Raw genomic sequence first — 16,304 nt, 5'->3', positions numbered from 1 at the left:
CTCCCCCTTGCTGTATGACCTAATATTAAGCCAATTAAAGCGTTTACAATACCCTAACAATTTTTCTTAAAATCATGTAAAAATCTCATCTCTTCCGATACGCGGAAGGCGCGCTGCCGACATATTTGCGGAATTTGCTGTGAAAATAATCGACGTTGGAGTACCCGACCATCTCCGCGACCTGGTACACCTTCATCCCTTGTCCCAGCAGCTCCTTCGCCTTCTCCACCCGCACTTTATCGACGTACGTATTGAAATATTCGCCTGTAGCGCTCTTGAATAGTTTGCCAAGATACGCGCTGTTGTAGTTAAAGACGTCAGCCAGAGATTCGAGCTTCAAATTTTCCGCATAGTTCCGCTGAATGAGATCGAGCAGCTTCTTCACCTGCTTGTCGGTCCCTGCAGAGATCACGCCCGGATTCAACCTGCTGACAAAATCGATCACATGCCGCTCCAGCGCACGATAGGTCACGGTCTGATGGATCGCCAAAATACCGGCCGAGAGCTCCCCGCTTCTCGACTGCAGCTCCGGATCGCGCTGCGACAGCTTGCTGATGACGCCCGTCACAATATGGGCCATCGCCGCCTTCAGCTCCTGCTCACTACTGCCGTGCTCCAGCAAATGCTTGCCGGCTGCGCCTACCAAACTGGCGTACGCCTCCTTATTTCCGATATCGACGGCGAGATACAGCTTCTCGGCTGTTTCATCGCAGTATACGATGAAGTCTTCTCCTTCCGGCTCGGCCATGGCCGCTCCATCTGCCGCTGTCATGCGGGCTTTAATCGGCACACTGCTGCCTGTCAAAAGCTGATCTTCTTCATAAAAGAATCGCTGTTCCAGCAGTTTCACAGCCTCATCGAAGGAGCTCTGCAGATCAGCCAGCTTCTTCACGGCTGAGCCTGCTGCAGCCGCAAACTCGATATCGCTCAGTTGCAGCAGCGATATCTGCAGCCCTTTTCGAACCGGCTCCAGCTTCGGATTATCCTTGAGCAAAAGCCCGACGCAGGACTCGAACATAAAAACGACACCTTTGCCGGTTTCTTCGTATTGGCTGACGATCCGGCTGCGGAGCGCGGGCAATTGGCCCTGCCCGTTAAGCGGCTTGAACAGCAGGACGGCATAGCTGTCCCAGATCAGGTCTGCGCGTGCTAGCGCATCTTCCTCCGGCACTTGACCCCCCGGCGTCAGAAGCGACTGCACGACCCATTCGCGGTTCAGCTGCTCTTGCATGCTGCTCTTCTGCTTGGCTTCCGACTCACTGGCCAGCGTCACGCGCAGCTTCTTTAAATAGTCAACGAGCTCGTCTTCATCGACAGGCTTTAGCAGGTAGCCGTCTGTATCCAGCGTGATCGCTTTCTTCGCATACTCGAAATCCGCGTAGCCGCTCAAAATCATCACATGGACGGCATGGCCGTTTTTTCGCAGCTGCTCGATCAGCTCAAGCCCGCTCATGCCGGGCATGCGGATGTCGACGATCATGAGATCTGGCGCTAAGCCTTCGAATTTGCCAAGCGCATCCTTGCCGTTCGCCGCTGTGCCGACCACCTCGAAGCCGAGCTCTTCCCAATCAATCAACGTTTTCAGGCCTTCGCGAATCGTCGGTTCATCATCTGTAATCAGCACTTTAAACAGCATGCGATTTGTCGCCTCCTATAGGAATCGTAAATTGTACCCTTGTGCCGATGCCGGGCTCGCTCCAAATCTCAAGTCCGTAATCCGCGCCGTACAACAGCTTGAGTCTCATATGCACATTGTTAAGTCCGATGCGGTTGCCTTCCCGCTCTCCGTCCTCATGTTCCTGGAAGGTACGATCCAGTTCCTTCAGCTTCTCACGGGACATGCCCTCGCCGTTGTCGATGACCTCCACATGAATCATGCCTTCCAGCAGCACAGCCTTGATCCGGACAAGCCCTCCTTCCTCCCGGTTCTCTAGGCCATGAATGACGGCATTCTCAACGAGCGGCTGTATGATGAGCGGCAAGATCAGCTCTTGCTCGGCGGTTGGATCGATAAGCAATTCATAATTCAGCCGGTCCTCGTAGCGGAACTTCTGAATGTCCAGGTAGCAGCGGACCATATCGATTTCATTGCGAAGCGGGACGGTCCGGTTGCCGGCTTCGAGATTTTTGCGCATCATTTTGCCAAGCAGCCTGACGACGTTGGAAATCTCCTTCTCGCCTTTCAAATGTGCCTTCATCCGAATCGACTCGAGCGCGTTGAATAGAAAATGGGGATTGATTTGGCTCGCCATCATTTTAAATTTGATTTCGTTCTGCCTGGATTGTATTTGAACCTTTTGGCGGTTTGATTCCTGCACCTCGCCGATCAGCTCGTTGATGCTTACCACCATCGCGTTAAATTGCCTGGACAGCTGGCCGATCTCGTCATTGCCGTCGATCTCCAGCGCGATGTCTAGATTGCCGGTCGCGACCTTCGCAATCTGCTTGCTGAGGCGCAGCATCCGTTTGGACAGCAGCATCGAGAAGCCGTAGATGAGGCCGATTGCCACAACCAGACCGATGGAGATGACGATTAGCGCTAGCACGATGATTTCGTTAGCATCCTTCGTGATGCTGTCGATGGAGAAGACGGAAATAATGCGGATGCCGTTTAAGCTCGACTCCGGAATGAGCGGCTCGATTTGGATCTGTGACGACTGGCCGCCGAGGATCGCTTGGAAGCTCCCGTTCTGCTGGTCGATGACGTTCGGGTCGAACCGGATGTCCGCCAGCGTTTTGCCGACCCGGTCCGGGCGGTTTGCAGCTACGATATTGTTATCCTTGTCGACGAGCATCGTCTCGAAGGTTTCCTGGTTCAGGATCGAATTCAGCATTTGCCCGTTGACGTTGATGACGAGAACGCCTGTGTTGTGCTGAGTGAGAAAATCGATCTTGCGGATCAGGCTCAAGTAGTTTTTTTGATCGCGCTCATCCTCGATGTAGTTCCAGCCGATCAAGCCGCTGCTGTTAATCGCGGTTTGGTACCAGTGGGTCCGGACAATTGCCGGCGTGGGCTGGATAAACTCCCAGTTGTTGAGCAGCGTTTTATTGTCGATATAAAGCCGGATGTTGGATATCTCCTTATACAAGCGGAGATACTCTTTGATATCCGGGTATGTCTTGTAGGCTTTTACCACGTCGTAGACGGTCTCGTACTGGCTGCCTGCGATGCCTTCAAGCCGGCTGTCATTGGACATGCGGTAGGAGATGTCGTAGGAGACATTGATGACCTCGGCAGTTCGCTTCTTCACCCGCTCGACGTTCGCCGCCGTCTGCTCCAGCGCGTTATCGAGCGACATTTGGCGCAGCTCGCTGGTTAAGAACAGCCCGACCATCATCACGGGCACGAATGCCACGACGATGCACGATAAAATCAGCTTCGTTCTCAGCTGCAAATCGTTCATGGTGCGAATCAACCATCGAAACATAGCTGCGGCCCTCCCTTCAAATAAACAGTTATAATAAAGCGGTTACAATTTAGTATAGAAAATTATGCGAATACAATATTTGGAAGCGCTTGCAAGTTACGGCTAGGTTCGTTTGGCGACTGTGCAAACGTTCCCTTCATTCTATCTCATGTTGTACCTGAAAGACAGGCGGCAATTTCTATGTTTTTCATGTAATAATTAGTGATTTTGGGTTGCTCGGCCAAACTAAACTTGAAACTGGATTAAGCCTGTCGCCGCTTTGCCGCTCATGTGGGGTAGCTTCACTTGGGCTCGCTATCGCCGATTTGCCGCACATGTGCGGTAACGGCTCTCTTGGGCTCGCCTTCGCGACTTTGCCGCACATGTGCGGTAACGGTTACCTCTCTTGGCCTCGCCTTCGCGACTTTGCCGCGCATGTGCGGTAGCTGTTACCTCACTTGGCCTCGCTTTCGCCGCTTTGCCGCACATGTGCGGTAGCTGTTACCTCTCTTGGGCTTGCTTTCGCCGCTTTGCCGTTCATGTGCGGTAACGGTTACCTCTCTTGGCCTCGCTTTCGCCGCTTTGCCGCACATGTGCGGTAACGGTTACCTCTCTTGGCCTCGCTTTCACCGCTTTACCGCACATGTGCGGTAACGGTTACCTCTCTTGGCCTCGCCTTCGCGACTTTGCCGCACATGTGCGGTAGCTGTTACCTCTCTTGGGCTCGCTTTCTCCGCTTTGCCGCTAATTTGCGGTAACGGTTACCTCTCTTGGGCTCGCTTTCGCCGCTTTGCCGCACGGGTTCGGCCTAGTTTCAAGACAACTCAAAAAAGAACAAGCGGCCCCCCATGGGTACCGCTTGTTCCTCATCCAACACTAACATTCACTTCAAATTCGGCACCGGGGCCGGAGGTGACAGCGTCATAGCCGATGCTTTCGGGAACGTTGATTCGCTGTAGCGCTGCACCTCTTCCTTGAGGCCGAGCATGCGCTTATCCAGCGCGCCGATCATATCGGCCGTTTCCTTCAGCTGTTCGCGGATAGACGTCGGCATGGCCTCGTGGAATTGATAGTAGATTTTATGCTCCAGGCTCGCCCAGAAATCCATCGCGATCGTCCGCAGTTGAATCTCCACCTTCACATGCTCGATGCGATCGGACAAAAACACCGGGATTTCAATAATTAAGTGCAGGCTCTGATAGCCGTTCGGTTTAGGCGATCTTATGTAATCTTTGACTTCCAACACCTTCACGTCGCCTTGGCTGCGAATCATATCGTAGACGCGGTAAACATCAGTCGTGAAAGAGCAAATGACGCGCACCCCCGCGATGTCGCGGATATGTTCTGCCGCGTTCTCTCTGGATACCTCCAGCCCCTTGCGCTGCAGCTTCTCGACGATGCTCTCCGGTGATTTGATCCTCGTTTTCACATGCTCGATCGGGTTGTAGTGTTGGATAAATTGAAGCTCTTCATTCAAAATCGTTAGCTTCGTGCTGACTTCGTCAAGAGCAAATTTGTAGCTCATCAGCATTTTTGCCCATTGCATGACCATTTCCTTGTCCATCATGGCTCCATCCACTCCTGTTTTTATAGCCTGTTCCACTTATAGAATCGGGGACAATAAGCGCACGCAAGACTCCTTGAACCGCTGGAGCGTCGAACGCTTCTTGTAAACTTCATAGGTTAGCTCGGTACTGTCGGCCATATCCGCCTCAAAAATCCGCTTCAATTCCGCCGCAGTCGCCGTATCATATAAAATCGCATTCACTTCAAAATTCAGCTTGAAGCTGCGGATATCGACGTTAGCCGTACCGACTGAGGCGACATGCCCGTCGACCACGATCGTTTTGGCATGCAGGAAGCCTTTCTCGTAAAGGTAGCACTTCATGCCCTCGCTGAGCAAATCGCCAAGGTACGAGTATGAGGCCCAGTAGACCATTTTGTGATCCGGCCTGCTCGGAATCATCATGCGCACGTCGATCCCGGAGAGAACGGCCATCTTCAGCGCGGTCAAGAGACTTTCGTCCGGGATAAAATAAGGCGTTTGGATGTAAACCGTTTCCTTCGCCGCATTGATCATTTTAATATAGGCGTTCTTGATCTGCTCCAGTGTCTGATCCGGCCCGCTGGATACGATTTGGATGCCGGCGTTCCCGATGCCCGCGCTCGGCGGAAAAAGCCCCAGCACATCGCGCGTGATCGGCCGCGAAGCAGCCATGTTCCAATCCAGCATGTAGTGTGCCTGCATTTGGAGGACGGCATGGCCGGTAATGCGCAGATGCGAGTCGCGCCAGCTGCCGAACCTTTTGTCCACGCCTAGATATTCGTCTCCGACATTGAAGCCGCCGATGTATCCGATTTGCCCGTCAATGATAACCAGCTTCCGGTGGTTTCGGTAATTGACGCGGATGTTGAGATAAGGAATTCTCGACGGAAAAAAATAAGCGACCTCTCCGCCCGCAGCCCTCAATCGATCGAAAAAATAGCGCGGCAGCGCGGAGCACCCGATATCATCCACCAGAAAGCGCACCTTTATCCCTTGCTTGGCTTTCTCGGTGAGCGCATCGACCAACCTGTTGCCTAACGCGTCATTTTGCACGATGTAATACATGAGATGAATATGGTTGCTTGCACGCTCGATATCCGCAAACAGCGCACCGAACTTGGCATTGCCGTCCGTGTAAATCTCTACTTTATTGTTCTGCGTGTACAGCGCAAAGCCGCTGGTCAGATTCATGTAGATCAAATCCGCATAATTAGCTGCCGCCGGATCATTAAACACAATCTGGTTGTCGCGAAACTCCTGCCGCTGCCTCTCGATCAAGGCGTTGATCGTTTCCTTCGTCCGTTTGTTTAACTTGTAAATTTTTTTCTTGCTGAGGTTCTGACCGAGAATCAGGTACACCACGAATCCGACCGCAGGCAGAAAGAGCAGCACCATCAGCCACGCCCACGTAACGCCGACATTTCGCCGTTCCATGAAAATAACCGCAATCGCGAGCGGGATGTTGACCACCATCAAAAATGTAAGTAAGTTGTTATAAATGAGCATCGGCATGCATCTCCTCGAATGCTGGCGCCATATAATCGCTTGTTTCTTATACAGTATAAACCATTTTTGTCGCGGTACCAAAAATGGGGGGGAGATGGACCACTGTTAGCTCCCTCCGAGCTCTTCTTTCGCTCCAGTCGCTCCTTTCGCGTCAATGTAGCTCCCTCCGAACTCTTCTTTCGCTCCAGTCGCTCCTTTCTCATCTATGTAGCTCCCTCCGAGCTCTTCTTTTGATCCAGTCGCTCCTTTCTCATCAATGTAGCTCCCTCCGAGCTCTTCTTTCGCTCCAGTCGCTCCTTTTTCATCAATGTAGCTCCCTCCGAGCTCTTCTTTCGCTCCAGTCGCTCCTTTCTCGTCTATGTAGCTATCTCCGAACTCTTCTTTTCGCTCGAGTCACTCCTTTCTCGTCTATGTAGCTCCCTCCGAGCTCTTCTTTCGCTCCAGTCGCTCCTTTCTCATCAATGTAGCTCCCTCCGAGCTCTTCTTTCGCTCCAGTCGCTCCTTTTTCATCAATGTAGCTCCCTCCGAGCTCTTCTTTCGCTCGAGTCGCTCCTTTCTCGTCTATGTAGCTATCTCCGAACTCTTCTTTTCGCTCGAGTCACTCCTTTCTCGTCTATGTAGCTCCCTCCGAGCTCTTCTTTCGCTCCAGTCGCTCCTTTCTCGTCTATGTAGCTCCCTCCGAGCTCTTCTTTCGCTCCAGTCGCTCCTTTCGCGTAAATGTAGCTCCCTCCAAGCTCTTCTTTCGCTCCAGTCGCTCCTTTCTCATCTATGTAGCTCCCTCCAAGCTCTTCTTTAGCTCCATTCGCTCCTTTCTCGTCTATGTAGCTTCCTCCGGGCTCTTCTCTCGCTCCCAGGGATCAAGAAGATTGATTATTTCATGTTGTTCCACAATGAGCCCGCTAATCTATACCGCATAATCCTTCCTGTGGGGGAAGCAAATGCTTGTAGAAACCCTTTCTTTTCAAGTGATTTTAGGCTTGAGGTTGCCGTTCTTCTAGTAACTCCCAACCTTTTCGCAGCAACAGCCGGCGTAACTTCACCCCACAGTTCCTGCATCACATGAAGCAGCGCACGCTCGTACACGTCCAGGCTCAGCTCGGCTTGATGGGTGATGCCGCCCCATTTGGCCAGTCCCATAAGCACCGTTTGTTGGCAACGGCGCGGCTTCTCCATGATGTCATCGTAAGCAAAACGAAGCAGGTGCCAGCCGTCGATGAGCAGATGGTTTTGACGTCTCAGATCATCCGCAAACCGCCATCTGCTCACATCCCGAGCGTGAGGGCCGAAGCCGTCGGCCTCCAGCGCAACCCGATAAGGCAGCGGCGGCAGATAGGCAAAATCAGCGAAGCGCGTCGCTCCCTGCAAATCCAACAGCTCATACTCCGGATGAAGATGCTACAAGCTTCCAACTGCAGGCCACCATACCTGCTCAAGCAGCGCTTTCTCCGCTCCGCCTTGCTCCTGCAGCTTGCGGCGGCGCTCTGCGCTCCCGCATTCCATTGCCTGCTCCATCATACGACTATATGCTTGCTCAAACCCCTGTACAGACATCGTTACCCCACCTCCAAAATAAAATAGGCTGCCCGCTCGAACGTCATGTTCGAGAACGGACAGCCTGTGCTTCAGGACTATACCTAGATGGATCCATTATAGTTTATTCGGTTACTTCGCGCTAGGACCGAACCTCTTAATCGACCGAATGCGGGCGCGCTCGATTTCGATTTGGCGGTTGCGCGGTTCGGCGTTCGTGACGAGCGAGCTAAGCAGCTTCTGAGCGACCGCAGCAACCTCGTCGATGGCGGTATTGAATGCAGCTTCGTTCGCTTTCGAAGGGGTGTTAAAGCCGGATAGCTTGCGGACAAACTGCAGCGCGGCCGCGTGGATTTCATCCTCGGTTGCGGGCGGGTCGAAATTGAACAGCGTCTTTATATTTCGGCACATGGGTATCGGGCTCCTTTTTGAGCATAGGCGTTATTTTGTTTCATCATACTACAGGCCCCCCATATTCCACCAGCAACTCCGCTAATGTACCGATTCTACGGCGTTGCGCCAGGCCCAATCTGGACGCCGCTGACCGTTTCCAGCTATGGCCGACTACGCCTCCCGTTACGGCACCGACACGCCGATGGAGCGCGCCGGACAGCCGTTCGAGCTGGCCCCCACACTACAAGTGCTTCATCAAATTGCTTACAACATGCTCCAGGTGCTGCTTCATCCGTTCGCCGGCCATATCGGCATTTCGGCTGGACACCGCTTCGTAAATGGCGAGATGCTCAAGGTATAAACGTTCCGCCACCGAACGGTTCGCATAGATTTCGACCCGGCGAATTTCGCGGATCGTCATTTCGAGCTGGCTTACGATGGAATCGAACATCCGCACCAAAATGGAGTTATGCGTCGCATTGGCAAGCGCGGCATGAAAAAGCACGTCAGTCCGCTCTCCCTCGCTGTCATTGCCTACTGAGGCTTTCATCTCCTGCATGATCCGGTGCAGCGCAGCCAAATCATCATCCGTCGCCTTCACAGCCGCGATGGCCGCATTCGAAACCTCGAGCGACTGACGCGCCTCCAGCAGCTCCAGCAGCGTCTCGCGGTTCATCCGCAGCGATTGGAGCTCCGGCAGTTCTACCTCTGCCGGAGAACTGCTGATGACGGTACAGCCGCCGCCCTGCTTGATCTCGATGTAGCCCATCGCTTTCAGCGCGCTTAACGCTTCGCGCATGGTCGAGCGTCCGACGCCGAACTGCTCCGACATCTCCTTCGTCGAAGGCAGCTTGTCGCCCACCTTCAATTTCCCCTCGATTATAAGCCGCTTCAGCTGTTCGGCGATTTCCTCATAATGGTTGCGTTTCGATAAACGGGTGACTTCCATCGCATTGCTTCCCTTCTTTTTCGATCCGAACGATTATCCGACGATGATGGCGTAGACAACGCCCGGCCCATGCACGCCGATCGTTAAGTCGTTCTCGATATCGGCCGACCGCGAAGGGCCGGAAATAAAATGAATGCCGGCAGGCAAATTCTCGCGTCCTATACGATCAAAATTAACCAAGACTTGGCCAAGGCGAGTATGAAGCCGCTCCGCAGGAATGATTGCCATGAGCACGGTCGGCAGCAGGCTGACCGAACGTCCTTTATCCTTTGAGGACAATACGGTAATGGAGCCCGTATACGCAGCCGCGTAATCGGCAACGACGACGCCAAAATCGGCTTCGGCGGCTCGCGCTTTCCAGTGCTCATTAGGGTCGCTGTTCCATACCGAGATTTTAGCATCCGGGAGCGCCGCTTCCAAGCCAAGCTCGTTCAGTTCCGGCTGGTTCTGGCGAATGATATACTTCGCGCTCATCTCCGAAGCTTTCCCGGCGATGAACGACTTCACCGCTTCCATATCGGCCAGCCGGACGGGATGCCCGCCAACCGCCTTGAAATTATCCATAAACCGGGTGATCCGCTCCTCGAGAGGCCATTCGAAGGCGTTCCAAAAATCCGGTGCGCCCCGGAACGGATGCGCCGGCGGTTCTACCGGCCGCGAACGTCTCAGCTTTGCCGAAATGCCGTCGATGAAGCCGCCCTGCTTCGCGCGGGACTGCGCATCCAGTCCGTCCAGCCATGCCTGATGCTGCTCTGATTTAGCCATGATGCCCGTGTCCTCCTTTACCGCCGCCGCCATTTTCCCGGTCCCGCACAATCGCTTCCATGCGGCTCTTCAGGGCAGGGTCCATTTCCTTCAAGCCATTCCGTATCTCCTGCTCCATCGTCGGCCATTTCTCGCGGAATGATTGGCCGGCGAGAGAAGGGGCGACGCGGTACGTGTTCCAGCCCTTCAGCGGGCCGACCTTCAGTGAGATGCCGCCGTCTCGCACGACAAGCTTTTGCCCGAGTTGGCCTAGCTTCAATACCGCCTTGAACCGCTTCGAGCTTCTCATCACCTTCGCGAAGCCCTTCATGCCGAGCGCTTCCAGCTTGTCGCCGCGGCCGGCTTCTAGCTTCCGCCTGCGCAGGTAGACCAGCATTTCGTGCAACGGAATCTTCACCGGACAAGCTTCGTAACACGCGCCGCACAAGCTGGACGCATTGGCGATATCGTCCCACTCCGCGACGTTCTTCTTCAGCGCTGGCGTCAGCACCGCGCCGATCGGTCCGCTATAGGTGCCGCCGTAAGCATGGCCGCCGATATGGCGATATACCGGGCAAGCGTTCAAGCAAGCGCCGCAGCGAATGCAGTTGAGCAGCTCCTGGAACTCCGGATCGCCAAGCTGCAAGGAACGGCCGTTATCGACGATGATTATGTGCATTTCCTCCGGTCCATCCGCGTCTGCAGATCGCCGGGGTCCGGAAATGCCGGACATATAGACGGTAAGCTTCTGCCCGGTTGCCGATCGCGGCAGCAGCGTAGCCATGACTTCCAAATCCGCGAACGACGGAATGATGCGCTCCATCCCCATCAGCGTTATTTGCGTCTTCGGAACGGTCGTTACCATCCGCGCGTTGCCTTCGTTCTCGAACAGCACCATCGAGCCCGTCTCGGCGATGGCAAAGTTGCAGCCCGTCATGCCGATATCCGCTTCCAGAAACTTCTCGCGCAGTTTCCTGCGGACGAAGCCCGCCAAAATCTGCGTATCAGGCGCGAGCGTTTCCCCGGCATCGACCGAGAGAAGTTCCGCGATTTGATACCGGTTCTTATGAATCGCCGGAATGATGATATGCGACGGCGTTTCCCCCGCCAGTTGAATGATGTATTCGCCAAGGTCGGTCTCGATCGCCTCGACGCCGATCGATTCCAGCGCCGTGTTCAGATGGAGCTCCTCCGTCACCATCGACTTGGACTTCACCACCGAACGCGCCTCAACATGCTTGGCGATATCGAGCGAAATCCGAACGGCTTCGGCCGCCGTCTCGGCAAAATGCACATGGACGCCGTTCGCCCGCGCGTTGTTCGCGAACAGATTCAAATAATAATCGAGGTGCGCGATCGTATGAAGCCGGATTTGCCGCCCACGCTCCCGCCATTCGTCCCAGTTGCCGTGATCCTCGGCCGCTTTCTCCTTGCCCGTACGCAGCCGTTCCGTCGTAAACCGAACCGCTTTTCGCAAAAAATCGTTATTGAGCGCCAAATCCGCCCGCTCTTTTACGGTATTGCCGCCTGCAGGTGCCGCTCCGCTCATGCGCCTTTCACCCCTTCGTAAAGAAGCTCCGCCAAGTGCATGACGCGCACTGGCTTATTCCGGTACCGCAAATTGCCCGCAATGTTCATCAGGCAGGCCATGTCGAGCCCGACGAGCACCTCGGCTTCGGTCTCCAGCACGTGATCGGTCTTCTCGGTGACCATCGCGCCGGAAATATCCGACATTTTCACCGCGAACGTTCCCCCGAACCCGCAGCAATCGTTGGCAAAAGGAAGCGGGACAAGCTCCATCCCCTTCACCTGCTCCATCAGCAGGAGCGGTTCTTCCTTCACGCCGAGCAGCCGGCTTCCGTGGCAGGACGGGTGGTACGTAACCTTATGCGGGAACTTCGCGCCGACGTCGGTCACGCCGAGCACCTGGACGAGAAACTGCGTAAACTCATAGGATTTCTGCTGGAGCTTGATCGCTTTCCCCAGCATGACAGGGTCGTTCTCGAACAGCTTCGGATAATGATGGATCATGCTCGTGCAGGAGCCGGATGGAGAGATCACGAAATCGCAATCCTCGAATGCAGCCAAAATCGTGCTCGCCGTCTCCCTCGCTTCGTTCCAGTAGCCGCTGTTGAACGCGGGCTGGCCGCAGCAGGTTTGCACGGCCGGAAACTCGAGCGTTACGCCGTATCTCGCCAGCAGCCGAACCATCGCTTCGCCGACCGGCGGAAACAAGGCATCGCTTAAACAAGTAATAAATAAGGACACTTTCACGTTCGAAGGCACCTCGCTTACAAAATAGTTGTGATATCATTTTATCAGGTTGTCAGACATGTTGACAATGGGAAAATGCCTAGGGTTGTCTAGATAGTGGTGACCGAGAGAGCACCGCAACATGCGATCTGGCTTTCAGGCAAGCTAGAAATGCTGCAATTCGTGCCAAACGCAACACAATAAAAAGGCTGCTTACCTGCCATCCAGCGGGTAAACAGCCTTTTCCATAACGCTCAAACCGTCGACAACGCAATCAACGTCCGCTCCGTTAGTTGTGCCCGCATGTCCTGCGAGAGCCGCTGATCCGTAATGATCGCGTCGATCTCGCTTAGCTCCGCGACATGCGTGAACGCCTGTACGCCGAACTTGCTGGCGTCGGCGAGCAGGATCACTTCGTCGGCCATGCCGATCATTTTCTGCTTGATGCGCGCCTGCAGCTCATTGGACTCGCTGATTCCGCGGTCCAAGTGAACGCCCTTGCAGGAGAGAAATACTTTATCGACGTGGTAAAGGTCAAGCGACCGTTCCGCCAGCGGCCCGACGTAGGACAAAGAGCGCTGCGCCAGCAGGCCGCCCGTGGAGATGACCTCGATGCGCTCCTTGCTGCTCAGCTCTATCGCCACTTTGATCGAATTGGTCAGCACCGTTAGCGGGAAATCCGGCACATACGAAGCCATATACCATGCGGTGGAGCTGGCGTCGAGCAGAATGCGGTCATTCGGGCGTATGAGCTTGACCGCCTCCTGCGCAATGCGCCGTTTCTCCTCCTCGTGCATAATTTCCCGTTCCGCATACGGTATTTCCGGCTGCATCTGCGGCAAATCCTTCACGCTTACCGCGCCGCCGTGCGAGCGGCGAAGCCGTCCGGCTTGCTCAAGCCTGTCCAGATCCCGGCGGATCGTCTCCTCCGTCACCTGACACAGCTCGCTCAGCTCCGTTACCCGGATGCTCCCCCGTTCGTTTACCAGTCCTACGATTTTCTCATAACGCTCTGCAACCAGCATAGTCATCCTCTTCTCGCGAATTGCTTCTATAATGCTTAATCGGGAGGCAGCGTGAAACGTACCTTCCGGTTACGCAACATAAACGATGGCACAATCCCCGGGACATTCGTTTACGTAATCGGAAACGATGGCCCTATTCACGGGCCGTCAATTCCGCCTCATTGCTACAGTCCTGTCAGCCCGCGGAATTTACCATAAGCCTCTTCCCACAGCTGCCGCTCCTGCGGCTCGTAATTAACAACCGGGAACGAATCCCGGATCACCTTTCGCGCTTCCCAAATATCGGACAGCTCGCCTTGCGCGATCCACTGCACGACAAGGTTGCCGAGCGCGCTGCCTTCGACCGGACCGGCCCAGACCGGCTTGCCGAGCGCATTCGCCGACCATTGGCAGAGCAGCGCATTCTGAATGCCGCCGCCAACCATATGCAGGCCGGAGAACGTTTTGCCCGACAGCCGCTCTGTTAATTCAAGCACATAACGGTATTTGAGCGCAAGACTTTCCAGAATGCAGCGAACGATCGCGCCCGGCGATTCCGGCGCGGTCTGTCCCGTCGACGCGCAATACTGGCGGATTCGCGAAGGCATATCGCCCGCATGCAGAAACATGGGGTCGTCCGGTTCGATCAGCGCGCCGAAGGCCGGCTCCTTCTCCGCCATGGCGACCAGCTCGGGAAAGCTGTACGACTGGCCGGCACGCTCCCAGGCTCTGCGGCTTTCCTGCAAAATCCACAGTCCCATGATGTTCTTCAGCAAGCGGAACGTGCCGTACGCGCCGCCCTCATTCGTGAAATTCAGCTCCTGCGCAAGCTCGTTGATAATCGGTCGATCGACCTCGGTACCCATAAGCGACCAAGTGCCGCAGCTCAGATAGGCAAAATCCCCCTCCAGCGCCGGCACCGCCGCAACCGCCGAGCCCGTGTCGTGTTCTGCGGCAGCGTACACTGGAATAGCACCGATTCCGAGCTCATCCATAAGCGAAGCCCGAATCTGACCGACCCGCGTGCCTGGCTGCACAACGTCGCCGAACAGCGAAGGCGACACTCCAATCGCCACAAGCAGCTCCCTGTCCCACCCGCCATCAAGCGGATTGTACAGCTGCGTCGTCGTCGCGTTGGAAAATTCATTGTGCATCTCGCCGGTCAAGAAGTAGCGAAGCAAGTCCGGAATCATCAGGAAGCGCTCCGCACCCTCGAGCAGCGGGGAGTTCGCTTCGTTCAGCGCCGCAAGCTGATAGATCGTATTGAACGGCAGAAATTGAATGCCGGTCCGGCTGAAAATCTTCTCCGTCGTCAGGCTCGCCTTCAGCCGCTCCATGACGCCATCCGTATGATGATCGCGGTAATGATACGGATTGCCGAGCAGCTCGCCGCCGCGGCCGATCAGGCCGAAGTCGACCGCCCAGGAATCGATGGCGAGGCTTGCCGGCGTTTCGCCGGCAAGCTTCGCCTTCAGCAGCGCCTGCTTGATCTCATGAAACAAGCGGAGAATGTCCCACTGCAAGCGGTCGCCGACAGCGACGGGGTCGTTGCCGAAGCGGTGCAGTTCTTCCACTTCGATGGCGCGGTCGTTCAATCGGCCGAGCAGCGCCCGCCCGCTGCTCGCGCCAAGGTCATAAGCCAGAATGCTTGGCAAGCGGCATCCTCCTATACGTTAGTTTCGGCTTCAACCGGCGCTGCTGCGGCTTCGCCCCGCTTCAGCAGCACGGCTTGCTCGTACGCTTTCACTTCCGCGAGCCACTCTTCGCGCACCGGTACTCCGTTTTTCGAACAGTAGTAGTCCCACACAGCGCCGAACGGGTACGACTTGAACTCCTCCGTCAAAGCAAGACGAGTCGTATAGTCGCCCTCAAGCTCCGCTTGGCGAAGCGCCTCAACCGGATCCAGCAGCGCTCTCATCAGCGCCTTGATCGTGTTGCGCGTGCCGATGACCCATGCCGCGACGCGGTTGATGCTCGCATCGAAGAAGTCGAGGCCGATGTGCGTCTTGCCGAGCAGGTCGCCGCGTACCAGCTCGCGCCCGATATCGATCAGCTCGTCGTCCATCGTCACGACGTGGTCGCTGTCCCAGCGCATCGGGCGGCTCACATGCAGCAGGATGCCGTCGGTGAAGAGCGAAATCGCGGACAATTTATTCGAAATGACTTCCGTCGGATGGAAATGGCCGGCATCCAAGCAAATCAGCTTGTTGTTCTGAATGCCGTAGCCCATGTAAAATTCATGCGATCCGACCACGTACGCTTCGGAGCCGAGGCCGAACAGCTTGCTCTCGACGGCGTCCAGGTTGTGGGCCGGGTTCAATTCTTCCTCGAATACTTGATCGAGCGCTTCCTTCAGCCGTTTGCGCGGCGCCAGCCGGTCAGCCGGCGTATCCTTGAAGCCGTCCGGAATCCATACGTTCGTGACGCAGGTTTGGCCGAGCTGCTCGCCGAAATAAGCGCCGATCTTGCGGGAGGCTTTGCAGTGATCGATCCAGAACTGCCGGATTTCCGGATCGGGATGGCTCAGCGTGAAGCCGTCCTTGGATTTCTCGTGCGAGAAGCAGGTCGGATTGAAATCGAGGCCAAGTCCTTGCTCCTTCGCCCAATCGACCCATTTCTGAAAATGCTTCGGCTCGATTTTATCGAGCTCCACCTTCTCGTCCGTATCGACGTAAATCGCATGCAAATTGAGCTTGTGCTTGCCGGGAATGAGCGAGAACGCCAGTTCCAGATCCGAGCGAAGCTCCTCTGGCGTGCCCGCGGCGCCCGGATAGTTGCCGGTTACCGAAATGCCGCCGGTCAGCGCCTGGTCTTTGTTCAGGAAGCCGCGCACGTCGTCGCCCTGCCAGCAGTGCATCGAGATTTTGATTTGCGACAGCTTCTCCAGCGCCGCATCCACATCCACGCCGTGCTTTGCATACAGCGCCTTGGCTGCTTCGTAATTCGAGCGTATCGTTTGGTCCATCTTCACC

The 16,304-nt window shown here is 55.5% G+C and carries 14 protein-coding genes and 1 pseudogene; 1 reads left to right on the top strand and 14 read right to left on the bottom strand.

Translation table 11 applies throughout. The features are described from left to right. Positions 1 to 85: 85 nt before the first annotated feature. The 7 genes from DL346_RS04010 to DL346_RS03985 all read right to left on the bottom strand — a co-directional run bounded on the left by DL346_RS04010 (position 86) and on the right by DL346_RS03985 (position 8,400). Complete coding sequence (locus DL346_RS04010) at positions 86 to 1,636, bottom strand: response regulator transcription factor (RefSeq protein ID WP_112880768.1); 1,551 nt, start codon at positions 1,634 to 1,636, stop codon at positions 86 to 88. Beyond that, complete coding sequence (locus DL346_RS04005; protein ID WP_112880767.1) at positions 1,626 to 3,428, bottom strand: sensor histidine kinase; 1,803 nt, start codon at positions 3,426 to 3,428, stop codon at positions 1,626 to 1,628. The genes DL346_RS04010 and DL346_RS04005 overlap by 11 nt, the downstream gene beginning before the upstream one ends. An 862-nt stretch (positions 3,429 to 4,290) precedes the next feature. Further along, positions 4,291 to 4,974, bottom strand: a complete 684-nt coding sequence (locus DL346_RS04000) for a GTP pyrophosphokinase (RefSeq protein ID WP_240633020.1) — start codon at positions 4,972 to 4,974, stop codon at positions 4,291 to 4,293. 36 nt (positions 4,975 to 5,010) lie between these two features. After that, positions 5,011 to 6,459, bottom strand: coding sequence for a cardiolipin synthase (gene cls / locus DL346_RS03995; protein WP_112880766.1), 1,449 nt, complete (start codon positions 6,457 to 6,459; stop codon positions 5,011 to 5,013). 870 nt (positions 6,460 to 7,329) lie between these two features. Continuing rightward, positions 7,330 to 7,830, bottom strand: a complete 501-nt coding sequence (locus DL346_RS03990; RefSeq protein WP_112880765.1) for a helix-turn-helix domain-containing protein — start codon at positions 7,828 to 7,830, stop codon at positions 7,330 to 7,332. 24 nt (positions 7,831 to 7,854) lie between these two features. After that, the gene (locus DL346_RS28935) at positions 7,855 to 8,010 is read right to left on the bottom strand and encodes a hypothetical protein (protein WP_165822368.1); all 156 of its coding nucleotides are present in this window, start codon (positions 8,008 to 8,010) and stop codon (positions 7,855 to 7,857) included. Between the two features lie 111 nt (positions 8,011 to 8,121). Next, positions 8,122 to 8,400, bottom strand: coding sequence for a DUF2277 domain-containing protein (locus DL346_RS03985; protein WP_112880764.1), 279 nt, complete (start codon positions 8,398 to 8,400; stop codon positions 8,122 to 8,124). A 90-nt stretch (positions 8,401 to 8,490) separates the two neighbouring features. On the opposite strand from DL346_RS03985, the pseudogene DL346_RS29850 reads away from it, so the two are divergent. Then, positions 8,491 to 8,743: pseudogene (locus DL346_RS29850) on the top strand (hypothetical protein); the annotation flags it as partial. Here the strand turns inward: DL346_RS29850 and DL346_RS03975 are convergent. From DL346_RS03975 to rhaA, 7 genes are all read right to left on the bottom strand, one after another. After that, positions 8,624 to 9,331, bottom strand: coding sequence for a FadR/GntR family transcriptional regulator (locus tag DL346_RS03975; RefSeq protein WP_112880763.1), 708 nt, complete (start codon positions 9,329 to 9,331; stop codon positions 8,624 to 8,626). The pseudogene DL346_RS29850 and the gene DL346_RS03975 sit on opposite strands and share 120 nt — an antisense overlap. A gap of 33 nt (positions 9,332 to 9,364) precedes the next feature. Next, entirely contained in the window at positions 9,365 to 10,096 is a 732-nt protein-coding gene (locus tag DL346_RS03970; RefSeq protein ID WP_112880762.1) for a LutC/YkgG family protein, read from the bottom strand. Continuing rightward, complete coding sequence (locus DL346_RS03965) at positions 10,089 to 11,624, bottom strand: LutB/LldF family L-lactate oxidation iron-sulfur protein (protein ID WP_112880761.1); 1,536 nt, start codon at positions 11,622 to 11,624, stop codon at positions 10,089 to 10,091. Before DL346_RS03965 ends, DL346_RS03970 begins: the two co-directional genes overlap by 8 nt. Then, positions 11,621 to 12,349, bottom strand: coding sequence for a (Fe-S)-binding protein (locus DL346_RS03960; RefSeq protein WP_112880760.1), 729 nt, complete (start codon positions 12,347 to 12,349; stop codon positions 11,621 to 11,623). Before DL346_RS03960 ends, DL346_RS03965 begins: the two co-directional genes overlap by 4 nt. A gap of 233 nt (positions 12,350 to 12,582) precedes the next feature. Beyond that, a complete protein-coding gene (locus DL346_RS03955) occupies positions 12,583 to 13,353 on the bottom strand; it encodes a DeoR/GlpR family DNA-binding transcription regulator (protein WP_112880759.1) in 771 nt (256 codons plus the stop codon). A 164-nt stretch (positions 13,354 to 13,517) separates the two neighbouring features. Further along, positions 13,518 to 14,987 carry a rhamnulokinase gene (locus DL346_RS03950; RefSeq protein ID WP_112880758.1) on the bottom strand — a complete coding sequence of 490 codons (1,470 nt, stop codon included), beginning with the start codon at positions 14,985 to 14,987 and terminating at the stop codon, positions 13,518 to 13,520. Positions 14,988 to 14,998: 11 nt separating this feature from the next. Next, positions 14,999 to 16,297: an L-rhamnose isomerase gene (gene rhaA, locus DL346_RS03945; RefSeq protein ID WP_112880757.1), complete on the bottom strand. Its 1,299-nt coding sequence runs from the start codon at positions 16,295 to 16,297 to the stop codon at positions 14,999 to 15,001. Positions 16,298 to 16,304: the final 7 nt, after the last annotated feature.

This window comes from Paenibacillus montanisoli, assembly GCF_003268025.1.
Lineage (GTDB): Bacteria > Bacillota > Bacilli > Paenibacillales > Paenibacillaceae > Paenibacillus_Z > Paenibacillus_Z montanisoli.
The sequence above is the reverse complement of the archived record's forward strand: the minus strand, read 5'-3'. Positions and strand labels throughout refer to the sequence as shown.